We start from the raw sequence: 14333 nt of genomic DNA on the forward strand, positions 1-14333 counted from the left end.
GGGGAGCTAGAATACCACCTTTGGTCTACTTAAACTTTTATCTCCTTTCTAAAATTTATTTGTGATTTCTAATTTTATATTTGATAAATCTTGTTGATATAGCAAATCATATATTTTTTTACAAGCTTGTCTGCTTTGACCTATACTTTCATCACTCTTAATTAAACCTAGTAAAAACAACCTTTTGTATTCTAATAATTATATATTTATCATCTTTTACTCTCAAATATTATTTTCTAAATAAACTTTCATTTCCAAACTATAAGTCTTGCAGCGTTTATAAACTAGACTTTATTTGTTTATAAAGCAATTGTTGTTAATATTTTAAAAAATTTAGAGAAAAATCATGAAAGATCTTAAAAAATACATTGCAAATTCCAAACTAACACGCCTTGAAGTTTTATATGAAAAATTAGTAAAGTCTGAAAATGGCATAACTATAAAAGAACTAGCCCAAGAACTCAATGTAAGCGCTAAAACCATAAAAAGAGATATGCAAGGGGTTTTTGAGCCTATGGGGCTTATTAAAAATGGAAGAAAGTGGCGTATCGATACAAGCAAAGATATACAAGAGCAAGATGATGAAAAAATAATCCTTGAAGTGCTTGATACCATGGCAAAAAGTGCTGGAAATAGCTTTTATGCTAAGGCTCATCCCCTACTTTCTAAACTTTCTCAAAACATTTCTAATCCCATCCATACTAGCCTAGATGCAGAAAAGCTAGAAGAAAAAGATTTTAGCAATTTTCAAATTCTTGAACAAGCCATCAACACCAAAACACAAATTGTCTTTAAATATGAAAATAAACTTTTCCAAGTAAAACCTTTAAAACTAGCTTTTTTTAGTGGATTTTGGTATTTACTTGCTTTTGACATGAAAAAACGTGATATTTTCAAAAAATTTTATTTAAAAAATATCCAAAACATCACCCTAACCCAAGAGCATTTTCAAACCGATGAGAGTTTAGAAGTAAAACTTCAAAGAGTAAATTCTATATGGTTTAGTCTTGATAAGCCTTTTACAGTAAGGCTTTTAGTAGAAGAACCTGTGCGAAAATACTTTGAAAGAAAGCCTCTAAATTCACAAATCATCACCGGCAAAGACAAAGATGGCTCCATAGAAATAGAGCTTGAGATAACTCATGAAATGGAAATTTTACCTTTGGTGTATTATTACATACCTTATATAAAGGTTTTAGAACCTGATTTTATAGCAAATAAAGTCAAAGAAGTAATTAGAGAATACCTTGATCAAATAAGTAAATAATTGCTTATTTGTTTGGTTTTAATTCATTGTTTATCTTTTTTAAAACATCTTTTATGGTATTTTTATCCAAGAATTCTCTTAAAATTTTAGAAAATTCTACCATCCAATTGCCATGATTATTTATTAGCCAATACGCAAAAGCATATTTTTCTTTAAAGTTAAAATTTTCAAATACATCATAGTAATAATGATCACCGCTTCTGCGGATATTATCATTTCTTATATTTGAGTTTTGAAAACATTTTAAGCATTCTTCATATTTATTTTTATCTTCATTATAATTCATTTTAAAAGTCAATCCAAAATTATCATAATCACCTTTTCCAAAAAAAACACCCACACTAGGCCACACATCATTATCATCTTCATAAATTTTTGGATAAAAATCAAACCAATCGTAATTAACTCTTTTCTCATCAAGCTTATATCCAAACCATTTTTCATCACATATAGTTCGTTCTTTTTCAAATTCTTTTTCAAGCTCATTAAAAAAATCATTTACTAATTCTTCACAAATTTCATCCCATTTCTCTCTTACTATTTCTTTTGCTTTTTTATATTTATCATTATCCACATCTTTAAAATCACTTTTATTTTTAGTATATCTATACAAAGCCTTAGTATTTTTTAAATTTTCTTTACTTTCTTTTAGAAAATTTAATACATAATCCCTAGCTACATATTCATCTGTTACATACCATTCTAAAATGTTTTTATACTGATTTAAAGTAAAAATCACATTTTGCATATCATTTTTAAATTTTTTATCAATTTCATTGTTTTTAACTTTATTCTCACACACACCTATACAAGCATTAATCCACTCTTTTATCCATTTATAATCCATTTTTAGATAAAAACTCATTTTTTTATCATTACTATCATATATAAGATCATCATTTATTTTAAATCCATTTCTTGTGCCTAAGCTATACTTACTAGGTTCGGTATCTTCATTTTTATGCAAATAAATAGTAAGTATATTTTCATGAAAATCATCTATGTTTTTACCTTTTTCTCTTATGTATTTTATGTAGTCTTTGAGTTGATTTGGCTGATCTTTTGCATAAAGTTTATTTTCTATGATGATATATCTTTTATCTTTTAAACTTATGAGTATATCGATCCTTCTATTATCTTTTACACAAGCTTCTGTTTCTACTCTTTCTATGTCATGAGCTGTAAGATTTTTAAATTTACCAGCCTTTGTATATCTTCCAAGCTTTTTTAGAAACTCATTTGCAAAAAACTCTTGATAATGATCACCATGCGGATCGATCAAATAAGCTATAAATTTAGAATGATAATTTTCTTTATACTCAACTCCCAAAGCTTCAAAAATATTTATATCACTCATGCCTTTTTTGGTATTTTCTTCAAATTTATCATTAACCCTTAATAATTCTTCAATAAAATTTTTCATTCACAATGCCTTTAAAATAATTTTCACAATTATACTACAAAAATATAGACTACCATTGTCTGCTTTTTTTAGCTATGATTTTTCAAATCATTCAAAAAAAGGATTAAAAATGCTTCAAACCATGAAACACATCCTAACTCACACCGATGAGACTTTGCTTGCAAAGAAATTTGGCTATCACAATGTAGAAAAATTTACCAAAACAAAAACTTTGTTTTTAGAATGCGAAAGCATACAAGAATGGATTTTAAAAGGACATTATGATATGGTAAATTCCTCTTTGGAATTTATACAAAAATTTGATTTTATCTTAGATAAATAAATTTTAAATTCATTTTTAAATCAAAGCATTTTATTAAAAGATAAATTCATAAAATTACAAGAAGCAAAAGCTATCATAAAAACAAATTTTAAACGCAAAAGTGAGCCTTTGCATGCTTTGATGTTTTTATCTCACTTACGCGTACTTAAATTTCCTATTAGCAATGATATGCTCTATCTTGATAAAACACAAATCATGCAAAAGCTCAAAGAACTAGCTATAAAACATTATGAAAATTCACAAGGTAAATTAAAACTTTGGGGAGATATATTACAATATGACATTATTTATGATGATGAGTTGTTAGTTTTAAGTATGCAAAAGAACGATGAATGATAGCCATTTCTACACTTTTATCATCAAAACATAAAAGAATTTATCAAAATCTTGTGCAAAATTTTGCTAAATTTAACATCGCTTTTAAAGAAATACCAAGTAATGATATATGGTTAAGAGATTTCATGCCTTTAGTGTATGAAAATACGGCGACAAGCTATATTTATGATCCTGATTATCTTAGAAACTATCCACACTTAAAAACCACTATAAAACCTTTAAAAAATCACTTAAATTTAATCCTTGATGGAGGTAATTTCATAAGAAAACATGATATTGCCTTTATGTGTGAGAAAATTTTTAGCCAAAACCTAGCACTTAGCAAGGAAAGCATTATCCATACTTTAAAACAAAGTCTAAATTTAAAACACATAGTCTTTTTACCAAAGCTATCTTATGATAGATACGCACATAGTGATAGTATGGTAAGATTTATAAGTAAAGATCATGTGTTAATCAATGATTTTTCTTTAGAAAATATGCAATTTTTTGAGAAATTAAACACTGCTTTAAAAGATTTTAAAGTTACAAAAATGAGCTATTCTAAAGAATTTATGCAAAAATACAAATGGGGTGCGTATTTAAATTTTTTAGAGTTTGATAAGGTGGTATTTGTGCCAACTTATGATATAAATGAGGATGAGAGGGTTTTGAGCTTTTTACAAAATATTTATAAAGATAAACAAATCATAGGTATATATCTAAAGCCTATTATCAAAAAAGGTGGTGCTTTGCATTGCATTAGTGCTAATATTTTACAATGATTAAATTTATTTAAAGGATTAAAAATGGAAAATCAAGAAAGAGTTGAATTTATCAATCAATTAAACGATGATATTAAAAAGAAATTTCTAAAGCTTTATTTAAAAGGTGTTTTTGGAAGTAAGGAAATTACAAAAAAACTAATCAAGGCAAAATCATACAATCTTAACATTGAAGAAATAATAAAAGAAGAATTAGAACCAAAATCAAAAGATAAAAACTATGTGGCAAATTTAAAAAATCATTATGAAGTGGTAAGAAAGAAGTATAGAATCAACAAAAAATGGAATAATGAAAATGAAAAATTTAGTGCAATCGATAAAATGGTTGAAGAAAAATTTGAAGATATGAAAAAATTTGCTATGTGGTATGAAAAAGCGTATTTGAAAATCGATGAAAAAAAACGAACATGCTACTACTGCGGTATCAAGGAAGATAAATTAAAAAAACTATTTAAAAACAAACTTATAACTTCCAAAAAACCATCTTTTAATGGCTCATTGCAAATTGAAAGATTAGATCCAGATAAAGGCTACAATGAAGAAAATTGTGTTTTAGCCTGCTGTATTTGCAATAATGCAAAAAGCGATATGATAAGTGCTGAAAATTTTAAGAAATATTTCAAAACCACCATTGAAAGTTTCTATAAAGACTTATTAGAAAACAAAACACCAAATAATTCTCATAACTAGACAACTAAAGTCTAGTTATTTTGTTTATAATTACATTATATATCTTAGTTTAAAGGTTTATAATGCAAACAAATACTTCTACTCTTACTCACATTGCGGATTTTGATTATTACTCACATAATGTAAAAGTCATCTCACTACACGCACAAATGCTCTCAAACAACAAGCAAATCAAAAAAGATTTTTACAGCGAATTTGAGGAAATACTAGAAAAAGATAATAAAATCCCTAGTTTTATCTACAAACAATACTCCAAATTTATCTATCCTAGCTTTTTAAAGAAAAATCTAAGTTATCTTAAAAAATACTTAAATTTTACTCAAGCAGAATGTGATGTGTTTGCATTTTTTTACTATGCAAACAAAGGTAGATTTGCTTTACACCAAGGTTATAGCACTGCTTTAGGCAAAAAAATCATAGAAAAAATTTTCAACCACACTTCAAAAGATGTCAATAAAGCCTTAAGTGATGATTCTATGCTTTTTAAACTAGATGCCTTGTGCTATTATGATAGTGATGCCTTTGGTATAGATGTAAATAATTTTGAAAGCATTTTCACTCAAGATATTAGCAAAACTACACTTATGGGTGAGTTTTCTTATTTTTTACCTAAAACTAGACTAAATTTGAGTGATTTTGACTATATACAAGAAGAATTAAATACTATCATTACTTTTTTAAAAAAACGCCAAAAGGGGAATATTTTTATATATGGAAAAGCAGGTGTGGGCAAAAACGAGCTTAGCGCACTCATAGCTAAAGAGCTTGGAAAAGAAGCATTGTGCGTTAAAGATTGTGAAAATGATAAAAAATCAAGTAGAATTTCAAATTTTTATGCACTTAAAAAAATACTCAATCCAAAAAAACAAATAATAGTCTTTGATGAGTGTGAAGATAGCCTTTGCTATGATTCTTTAAAAGAAAAATTAAAAATCAATAAAATCTTAGATGAAGAAAATGGCATTTGTGTATTTTTATCAAATTCTAAAGACATGGATGAGGCGTATTTGAGGCGTTTTGATGTTATTTTAGAGCTTGAAAGTATGCCCAAAGAAAAGAAAATTCAAAATATAAAAAAGTTATTCAATAAGAAAAATATAAAAATAGATGAAGCCATTATAGAAAATATAGCTTCTCATCCTGAACTTTCTCAAGGGGTCATTTTAAAATGTGCAAACAATGCTAAGATCTTTAAAAGAAAAAGCCAAGAAGTATTTGTAAGATTGATCAATGAAAATTTAAAAGCAAGATCACTTTGCGGCATTTCAATGCCAAAAAAAGACAAAAAATACGATTTAAGCTTGATAGAATGCGATTTAAATTTACAAGAACTAATAAACAATATAGATAAAAATTCAAGTTTGAGAATTTTAAGCTATGGCATAGCAGGTAGTGGAAAAAGCGAGTTTGGTAAAGAACTAGCTAATGTTTTAAACAAAACTTTACATTCTTATAAACTTAGTGATATTTTAGATCCTTTTGTGGGCAATAACGAAAAAAATATCGCAAACATTTTCAAAAAAGCTTCTAATGATAATGCTATCTTACAGCTTGATGAAATCGATGCGTTAATTTATAGTAGAGACGAAGCAAATAAAAGCTGGGAAAAAAGTTTAGTTAATGAAATGCTTATGCAAATGGAAAATTTTGAAGGTATTTTCATAGCTTCTACAAACTACCTACAAAACCTTGATAAAGCTAGCATAAGAAGATTTGATCTAAAGATAGAATTTCAGGCACTAAAACAAGAAAAGCTTTTAAAGGCTTTTGAATTTTTTGCTAAAGAATTAAATTTAAGCTTTAATAAAAAACAAATTTCAAAAAGGCTCTTAAGGCTTCAAAATATTTGTTTGGGCGATTTTGCGCTAATCCTTAGACAAAATAAAATTTTTAAAATCAAAAACGCCGATGAGTTTTTAGAAAAATTAGAAAAAGAATCAAAACTCAAATCAGATGATGAAAAAATCAATATGGGATTTTTATAAAAAGGATAAAACTATGAACATAACACTTCAAGGAACAATACACAAAAGCTTTGTGTTTGGATTTAATGATATAAAAGCAAAAGAATACATTAAAGCATTATATAAAACAAACAATGATGAGTTTAATTTCCAAACACAAATTCAAAACACAGAAAATATACAACTACTAAGCCAAAGCTATCATTTAGAAAATGGATATTTTTTAGATGAAAATACTCAAAGCAAACTTTTGTCTTTTGAAAATTTTTTAAGTCAAAATTATGCGGATTTTAAATATTTTTGTGTTGTTGATTTTATAAAACATAATGCAAAAATACACTATAAATTAAAAGAAACAAATACAAAAAGCAAACTCTATCATCTTGCAAGTGCATATGCCTTTCCTAAAAATGGCTGGATAGATAAAAAAGTGCTAAACATCAACGACATCTCGCCTTATCAAAACATGCTTATAGAAGGGTTATTTTATATTAAAGAGCAAGAATTGCTAGAAATTTTAAAACAAAATGAAAATTTGATAAGAAATAATTTTTATTTAAAAGATTATGATTTTTCAAAAGGTTTAAAAAAACTTTTAGATGTGAGTTTGGATATTTTATTTGCTAATATTGGCACGAAAAATTTTAAACCCTATAAACTAGAAATAAACTCTATCGCTCACGAGGATATAGAAAGAAAGATTTCTTTTGTTAAGCTACTAAAATGATTGTTTTAGTAGCTCTTTGATCCTTTCTATAAATTGCGTTTCTTTTTGGGTAATATACTCAAGAGTGATTTCTTTATCTTGACTATCTTCAAGAAAAATTCCATCAACTATAAATTTATACTCATCTGAAAGGATAGAATTTTCACTATGACATTTTGCTTTTTCAAATTCTTGCATAGGATATAAAAGTCCACCTAAAAGCACCTTGCCTATCTTTTGATAATACCCCATATAAGTATGAATTTGAAACAAATCATTTCTGTCTAAATCTCCCATGCCATTTTGGCTTCTACCTTCCATTTTCATTCTTTTATATTTAGTATCAAAAACCATATATGTATCATCTTTAGACAAAACAATATCAGGTATTATATAGCGTTTATAAAAGCTATTTTTATAAATTTCAAGCTTTGGAGAATCAACCATATATTCTTCAAAATTATTTCTTAAAAGTTTGCTTATATAAATTTCAAAAAGCTCTGCTATATTAACGATAAAACCATAACTTTTTTGATCATTTTTATTTTTACTAGTGAAATTTTGACTTTCTATAATCATTTTTGCATATTTTAAAAGCTCTTTGTAGTTTTGATAGTTTTGATTTCTCAAGGCTTTACTAGAAAAGGCTTTGTTTAAACTTTCTTTTATAAAACAATGCTCGCTTTTATTTTGCACTAAATAGGTTTTTATATGCTTTACATTTTTTAAAAAGCTTGAATTTTTCTTTTCTATGACTTCTAATGCTTTATATAATACATTAATAATATGCACATCTTCTATTTGCTCTCTTGTTTTTGTAGCAACCTTTGCTTTTAAAGGGATATTGTGTTTTATAAATTCAACCATATCGATATTTCCCTTAAAACGCAAATCGTTGTATTTTTTACTTTGATAATTTTTAGGCAAACCTATCAAAAAACTTTTTTCAAGTTTTTGCACAAAGATATAAAAAAGTATAAACTCACTTATATTGTTTTCTTTTTTTACATCTTGATAAATACTCACATCATCAACAAATACATCATTAGCATAATTTAGCATTCTTTCTAAAAACTTCTTGCCAAACCTGGAATTTATCTCAATTTCCAAACCATTATAAGAAATTTTTCCTATATAATTTCCACTAGCAATTTGCCTTTTATTTTCTTCAATCGTTCTTACTGAAATGATAGGATTTTTAGCATTTTTACTTAAAATTTTTTCATCATCATTAAAAAAAGAAAAGAAATTTCCATTTTTTATAAAATCTTCAAAATACAGATCAAAATCTTGTATTTTTGAAGATTTTTGCTCTATTTCTCTAAAGCTATTATCATTTATTTTTATTGGATTTTTCATTTTTTTGGTTCATTTGGTTTTTCTATAACAAAAAGTTTTTTTAATTCATCCAAGTGATTTTGTATGTCTTTTTCACTATATTCGCTTCTTAAATACTCTTTTAAAAGTGCTTCAAAGCGGTTGCTAAAAAGTTTTTTCATATCACTATCTTTAATCTCATCATTTTTAAATTCAATTTTTAGAAAATAAGAATGCCCAAGTTGATACTTTTCACCTATATCTTTACTAATTTTATCGTTTAATTTTTTACAAGCTTGTGCGTATTCTTCGATATTTTTTGCGTATATTTCATCTCTTATTACACCATAATCACACTCCATTTCTTGCCATATAAAACGTCTTCTAAGCGCTAAATCAAAACTATCTATGCTTTTATCTAAATCATTCATAGTCCCTAGTAAAAACATATTTTCAGGCACATAAAAATCCTCATCATCTCTCATAGAGGCATATTGTGTTTTTATCTTACCTTTTTCTCCTCTATACTCAAGCGCATAAAGTAATTCTCCAAAAACCCTAGATAATTCCGCACGGTTAATCTCATCAGCTATGAAAAAATACCCATGATCGCTTAGAGCTTCATTAAAATTTCCTTTTTCGAGTTTTTCCAAAAATCCTTTTTCTTCTTCTTTTGCTTTATCACAAAATTCTCTAAAAATTCCATTTTTAAGTTCAAGTTTTAATTGTCCATTTTCAATCCCTGCAGGTTTAATACCTTCTATAAAATCCTCATAAGAAAAACTTGGGTGAAATTGAGTAATGAGCATTTGATTTTCATTTTTAATGATATTTTTTACATTATTTACTATAGTGTAGGTTTTTCCAGTTCCAGGAATTCCATGAAAAATGATGTTTTTATGCGTTTTTAAAAGCTTTTTAAAGCCTTCTAAATCATTGCTTTTTATATCTGCTTTGCCACATAAATTTGCAAAATCATAAGCTGCTTGATAAAGTATATAATATACACTTTGTTTTATATCTTTACTTTCATCATTTTTATCTAATTTTTCTTTTGTAATCAAAGCCAAATCAGATTTTTTTATCTTATCGATCAAATTTAAAAATTGATCTAGAATGTAGTATTTTGGAAGATGTCCTCTTATATCTATGCCAAGTTTTTCCGAAACAAAGTTAAAATACTCCTCTTCTTTGTATTTGTAAAAACCAAAATTATATTTATTTAATATCTCAAAGATATACTTAGCGGTATTTACAGAAGCATCATTTGCAAGTGGAAATTTATCTTTATCAAATTGTAAAAAATATGCTAGCTCTCTAGCAGTAGCTTTCATACCTTCTACATTTTCAAGCTTATCGAGTAATTGTGTCAAGTTTCTACTTTTATCTGAAGCATCATTTATTTTTTTAAGATTATCAGCTAATTTTGTTTTATCTTTTAATAAATTCGTAGCATTACCTTGCATTCTAGCACTATTTATACTTTTATCCCACCATTGTTTAAATTTTTCATCATCAAATTTATCTTCTTTAAATGTTTCACTAAAATTGTCCACAATTTTGCTTTTTGTTTGTAAAAATTCTCCATTTTTATTAAATTTAATATGTATAGTACTTTTATCATTATAAATGTATAAATATTTCTCAAAAGCTTCTTTTAAACTATTAAATTTATCGTTATTTTCCTTATAAATGTTATCAATCAACTCTTTAAATTTCGATTTAATATCATCATTTCCTGAAATTTCACTATTTCTTTCCTTGCCAAATTTAGTATGATAAATATAACATTTTCCATCTTTATCAAAAAAATAACCAAAATTTTTATCTTCATTTTTAATTTCGTTTAATCTAGTTTTTAAATCACCCATTGTTTTCCTTAGTTTTGATTTTTATAATTATAACTTAATTTTTGCATTGTTAATTATACCAAAATAAAAAATTTAAAATAGACAAACTCAGTCCACTAAAATAAATTACAATTGTAAAATAAAAAATATCAAGTCATGGAGGTGTTAAAAAATAAAAATCAAATTTAAAATAACAAATCAAAAACAAAGGAATAAAATGAAAAAACTATTTTTAATTTTAAGCATGTTAATGTGTATATGTTTTACTTTTGCTAATGCTGAAGGAAATTATACAACAGCACAACAAGATATAACAATAGAAAAAACCATAGATAACAATACAAGCACAAAAATAGCTCAAGAAGATTATACCAATACAATAATCATCACCATAGCTATCTTAATATATATCATCATAGCTGCAGTGCTTGTGTATTATGGATTAAAAGGCAAGGTAGTCATATATAGAAATACAATAGATCTTAGCTTGTGTGTTGGATTATTTGCTGTATTGCCTTTAGCCTTTATAATCTTTATGACATTATTTCTAATGCGAATAGAAAGAGATACTGCGCTAATGATTATGGGTGTCATTGCTTTTATATGGGCATGCGTTGTATTATATATAGCATACACAACACTAAGAGATAATCGTAATAATCCATTACTAATGATTTTAATACTACCTTTAAAAGTAACATTAGGATTATGGTATGGACTTAGTATTTTTGCAGTTTTGAGAAAAAGCAATCTTAAAACCGTAGCGCAAAGAAGAGAAGAAAAACAAAATGCGTTAGCACGCTTTGCTTTTTCAAGCGGACTAATTTATGCTCTAATGCGAGATAAACCTTTGAAAAAATAATACTCTAGCCTATTTTAATAAAAATAGGCTAAAATTCAAACAAAACAACAAAGAAAGGTAAATAATGTTTTTTTCAAAATCAAGATACACAAGAGGCACACAATGTGCTAAGTCTTTATGGCTGAAAACTTACAAAGATGAAGTACTAAGTACCCCAGAGAATACTTCGGATAAATTTAGCTCCGGTAACAAGGTAGGCGAGCTAGCTTGTGAGCTTTTTCCAAATGGAGTAAAGATAGAATTTGAAGGTAGTTCTTTGAATGAAAAATGCGAACAAACTAGAAAACTATTAGAAAATAACCAAGAAGTGATTTACGAAGCTACTTTTTGCTACGATGGCATTTTGATCATGATAGATATTTTACAAAATACTAAAGATGGTATGATCATTAACGAAGTAAAAAGCTCTACATCTTTAACAAAAACACCTACTTCCAAAGTAATTAAAAAAACATATATAGATGATTGTGCTTTGCAGTATTATGTTTTATCAAATTTAAATTATAAAATCAAACAAGTTAACCTGATACATTTAAACAATGAATACTATAGAGGTGATTTTCTTGATATAAATCAACTTTTTAAGTTCAATGACATCACAGATAAAGTTATCCAAAACCAAGAAGAAGTTAGAAAAAATTTAAAATACTTTGAAGAAATTTTAAGTAAAAATGAAGAGCCAAATATAGACATAGGAACACATTGTTTTGATCCTTATGATTGTGATGGATACGAGTATTGTTGGATTAAACAAAGAAATTTATGTGAAAATGAGAATATATTTAGCATTTCAAAATCTAATAAAATTTTTAATTTGTACCGTAAAAACATAATCAATTTTAAAGATATAAAAGATCTGTCTACTTTTACCGAGAATCAACAAATCCAAATCAAAGCTTCACTTAATAAAGAAATCTACATAAACAAAGAAAATATCAAAAAATTCTTAGATACGCTAACCTATCCCATATATCATCTAGATTTTGAATCCTTTACGCAAGTCATACCTGAATACAGGGTAGTCAAGTCTTATATGCAAATTCCTTTTCAATACTCTTTGCATATAGACTATAAAGACAAATTAGAGCATAAAGAATTTTTAAGCGAATGTGGGATCGATCCAAGATATGAACTTGCAAAAAATTTGATCAATGATATACCAAAAAATGTTTGCGTGCTTGCTTATAACGCAAGCTTTGAAAAAAGTGTTATAAGAAATTTAGCACTTGCTTTTCCTGAATTTAGCGAGCATTTGTTAAATATAGAAAAAAATATCAAAGATCTTATGATACCTTTTAAAAATAAAGATTATTATCATTATAAAATGCAAGGGAGTTATTCTATAAAAAAGTTTTACCAGCTCTAATACCTGATATGGAGCAAGCTTATAATGATTTAGGTTTAATCCATAATGGAAGCGAAGCTATGAAAAGTTTTGAAACTATGCAAAATATGGATGAAAACGAAAGAAAAGCTCTCCGCCAAGCCTTACTAGAATACTGCAAACTTGATACTTTAGCTATGGTAAAAATTTTAAAACATTTAGAAGAGCTTGTAAAATAATAACTATATTAAAAGCCACTGCTTAGAGTTTTTATATCAATCTCTAAGCAAAAATCATCAAACTAGACAGCAGTAGTCTATAAAAATACATTATAATAAAATATTATATCAATCAAAAAAGGAAAACATGTGAAAACAACACTTTTAAAACTTGCCAATAAAAAATCTATTATGCAACTAAAACAAAATAATAACAATTTAAACAATGCTCACCACTAAACATCCTAAAAGCACCTTCACATATCAAAACTTTGATATAGAATATCATGGTTTTGGAGTGCTAAATGCAAAGAAAATATATTATATAAATTTAAAAATACACAATACAAAAAATCATCGTATTGTTTTTAAGTCAATTCTAATTGATTCAAACGCACAATTTATAAAAGAATTAAAAGGAAGTATCAATTCCAAAAGCTCTTATAATGGTTTATTTAGAATATATAATGGAGATGAAAATAGCTTTGTAAATAAAAAAGGAAATATTATAAAAATAAATTTTCCTTATAAAATTGATGAAAATACTAAATTTAAAAACATAAAAAAATATAAAGAAAATTTAATAACTATTTGTTTAAAAGATAAATGGGGTTTTATAGATAAAAAAGGGAATTTAGTCATAGAAGCAAAGTATGATAATGCTTATGATTTTAACGAAGGTTTAGCTAGGGTTGAGCTTAATGGAAAATGTGGTTTTATAGATAAAAAAGGGGAAATTGCTATAGACACTAAATACAATAAAACCAAAGACTTTTTTCAAGGAATGGCTGCAGTTGAAATTGATAATAAATGGGGTTTTATAGATAAAAAAGGGAATTTAGTCATAGAAGCAAAGTATGATTTTATAGATGGTTTAGATGATGATCTAGCTTTTTTTGACATACAAGGTGCTTCAAAAATTGGATTATATTTAATATTAAACAAAGAAAATATCGTGAGTTATTTTCACGATGGATTAGCTTCAATCTTGATTAATAAAAAATTTGGTTTTATAGATAAAAATGAAAAGCTAATTATCAAAGCACAATACGATGAAGTAGGTCATTTTAACAAAGGTTTTGCCAAAGTTAAACAAAGTGATAAATGGGGTCTTATAGATAAAAAAGGAAAGATTATTGTAAAAATCAAATATGATCAAATCATAATACTAGATAACAATCTAATATTAGCAATAAAAGATAAGATAGTTAATATGATAAATTTAAAAATCAAAAAAACCATAAAAATAAATGTTTTAAAATACATTAACTTTGATTGTTAAATGTATTT

Annotated in this window: 14 protein-coding genes; 11 read left to right on the forward strand and 3 right to left on the reverse strand. The window is 26.3% G+C overall.

Features of this window, described 5'->3' with window-relative positions; all coding sequences use genetic code 11:
• Positions 1–346 precede the first annotated feature (346 nt).
• Positions 347–1267 carry a helix-turn-helix transcriptional regulator gene (locus L8X38_RS00005; protein WP_263660901.1) on the forward strand — a complete coding sequence of 307 codons (921 nt, stop codon included), beginning with the start codon at positions 347–349 and terminating at the stop codon, positions 1265–1267.
• A gap of 4 nt (positions 1268–1271) precedes the next feature.
• Here the strand turns inward: L8X38_RS00005 and L8X38_RS00010 are convergent, their stop codons facing one another.
• Positions 1272–2690 carry a PD-(D/E)XK nuclease family protein gene (locus L8X38_RS00010; RefSeq protein WP_263660902.1) on the reverse strand — a complete coding sequence of 473 codons (1419 nt, stop codon included), beginning with the start codon at positions 2688–2690 and terminating at the stop codon, positions 1272–1274.
• Between the two features lie 109 nt (positions 2691–2799).
• Here L8X38_RS00010 and L8X38_RS00015 point away from each other — a divergent pair, with 109 nt between their 5' ends.
• The 6 genes from L8X38_RS00015 (at position 2800) to L8X38_RS00040 (ending at position 7493) form a co-directional block, all read left to right on the forward strand.
• A complete protein-coding gene (locus tag L8X38_RS00015) occupies positions 2800–3012 on the forward strand; it encodes a hypothetical protein (RefSeq protein WP_263660903.1) in 213 nt (70 codons plus the stop codon).
• Between the two features lie 108 nt (positions 3013–3120).
• Complete coding sequence (locus tag L8X38_RS00020; protein ID WP_263660904.1) at positions 3121–3348, forward strand: hypothetical protein; 228 nt, start codon at positions 3121–3123, stop codon at positions 3346–3348.
• Positions 3345–4112, forward strand: a complete 768-nt coding sequence (locus L8X38_RS00025; RefSeq protein WP_263660905.1) for an agmatine deiminase family protein — start codon at positions 3345–3347, stop codon at positions 4110–4112. The genes L8X38_RS00020 and L8X38_RS00025 overlap by 4 nt, the downstream gene beginning before the upstream one ends.
• Before the next feature lie 24 nt (positions 4113–4136).
• A complete protein-coding gene (locus tag L8X38_RS00030; protein ID WP_263660906.1) occupies positions 4137–4802 on the forward strand; it encodes a hypothetical protein in 666 nt (221 codons plus the stop codon).
• 62 nt (positions 4803–4864) lie between these two features.
• Positions 4865–6787: an AAA family ATPase gene (locus tag L8X38_RS00035; RefSeq protein WP_263660907.1), complete on the forward strand. Its 1923-nt coding sequence runs from the start codon at positions 4865–4867 to the stop codon at positions 6785–6787.
• A gap of 13 nt (positions 6788–6800) precedes the next feature.
• The gene (locus L8X38_RS00040; RefSeq protein WP_263660908.1) at positions 6801–7493 is read left to right on the forward strand and encodes a hypothetical protein; all 693 of its coding nucleotides are present in this window, start codon (positions 6801–6803) and stop codon (positions 7491–7493) included.
• Here L8X38_RS00040 and L8X38_RS00045 read toward each other — a convergent pair.
• Together L8X38_RS00045 and L8X38_RS00050 are read right to left on the reverse strand one after the other, a co-directional pair.
• Complete coding sequence (locus L8X38_RS00045; protein WP_263660909.1) at positions 7485–8831, reverse strand: McrC family protein; 1347 nt, start codon at positions 8829–8831, stop codon at positions 7485–7487. The genes L8X38_RS00040 and L8X38_RS00045 overlap by 9 nt on opposite strands.
• Positions 8828–10660, reverse strand: a complete 1833-nt coding sequence (locus L8X38_RS00050) for an McrB family protein (protein ID WP_263660910.1) — start codon at positions 10658–10660, stop codon at positions 8828–8830. The genes L8X38_RS00045 and L8X38_RS00050 overlap by 4 nt, the downstream gene beginning before the upstream one ends.
• A 196-nt stretch (positions 10661–10856) precedes the next feature.
• Here L8X38_RS00050 and L8X38_RS00055 point away from each other — a divergent pair, with 196 nt between their 5' ends.
• The 4 genes from L8X38_RS00055 (at position 10857) to L8X38_RS00065 (ending at position 14325) form a co-directional block, all read left to right on the forward strand.
• The gene (locus L8X38_RS00055) at positions 10857–11501 is read left to right on the forward strand and encodes a hypothetical protein (RefSeq protein WP_263660911.1); all 645 of its coding nucleotides are present in this window, start codon (positions 10857–10859) and stop codon (positions 11499–11501) included.
• Between the two features lie 64 nt (positions 11502–11565).
• Positions 11566–12867 (forward strand): DUF2779 domain-containing protein, encoded by a 1302-nt coding sequence (locus L8X38_RS00060; protein ID WP_318529574.1) that lies wholly within the window; start codon positions 11566–11568, stop codon positions 12865–12867.
• 8 nt (positions 12868–12875) lie between these two features.
• The gene (locus L8X38_RS08415; RefSeq protein WP_318529575.1) at positions 12876–13064 is read left to right on the forward strand and encodes a hypothetical protein; all 189 of its coding nucleotides are present in this window, start codon (positions 12876–12878) and stop codon (positions 13062–13064) included.
• A gap of 205 nt (positions 13065–13269) precedes the next feature.
• Entirely contained in the window at positions 13270–14325 is a 1056-nt protein-coding gene (locus L8X38_RS00065) for a WG repeat-containing protein (protein WP_263660912.1), read from the forward strand.
• Positions 14326–14333 lie beyond the last annotated feature (8 nt).

This window comes from Campylobacter sp. CNRCH_2014_2452 (assembly GCF_025772865.1).
GTDB classification, from domain to species: domain Bacteria; phylum Campylobacterota; class Campylobacteria; order Campylobacterales; family Campylobacteraceae; genus Campylobacter_D; species Campylobacter_D lari_D.

Coding starts and splice junctions, on each gene's coding strand:
- L8X38_RS00005 (WP_263660901.1), top strand. CDS start 347: ATGAAAGATCTTAAAAAATACATTGCAAATTCCAAACTAACACGCCTT.
- L8X38_RS00010 (WP_263660902.1), bottom strand. CDS start 2,690: ATGAAAAATTTTATTGAAGAATTATTAAGGGTTAATGATAAATTTGAA.
- L8X38_RS00015 (WP_263660903.1), top strand. CDS start 2,800: ATGCTTCAAACCATGAAACACATCCTAACTCACACCGATGAGACTTTG.
- L8X38_RS00025 (WP_263660905.1), top strand. CDS start 3,345: ATGATAGCCATTTCTACACTTTTATCATCAAAACATAAAAGAATTTAT.
- L8X38_RS00030 (WP_263660906.1), top strand. CDS start 4,137: ATGGAAAATCAAGAAAGAGTTGAATTTATCAATCAATTAAACGATGAT.
- L8X38_RS00035 (WP_263660907.1), top strand. CDS start 4,865: ATGCAAACAAATACTTCTACTCTTACTCACATTGCGGATTTTGATTAT.
- L8X38_RS00040 (WP_263660908.1), top strand. CDS start 6,801: ATGAACATAACACTTCAAGGAACAATACACAAAAGCTTTGTGTTTGGA.
- L8X38_RS00045 (WP_263660909.1), bottom strand. CDS start 8,831: ATGAAAAATCCAATAAAAATAAATGATAATAGCTTTAGAGAAATAGAG.
- L8X38_RS00050 (WP_263660910.1), bottom strand. CDS start 10,660: ATGGGTGATTTAAAAACTAGATTAAACGAAATTAAAAATGAAGATAAA.
- L8X38_RS00055 (WP_263660911.1), top strand. CDS start 10,857: ATGAAAAAACTATTTTTAATTTTAAGCATGTTAATGTGTATATGTTTT.
- L8X38_RS00060 (WP_318529574.1), top strand. CDS start 11,566: ATGTTTTTTTCAAAATCAAGATACACAAGAGGCACACAATGTGCTAAG.
- L8X38_RS08415 (WP_318529575.1), top strand. CDS start 12,876: ATGGAGCAAGCTTATAATGATTTAGGTTTAATCCATAATGGAAGCGAA.
- L8X38_RS00065 (WP_263660912.1), top strand. CDS start 13,270: ATGCTCACCACTAAACATCCTAAAAGCACCTTCACATATCAAAACTTT.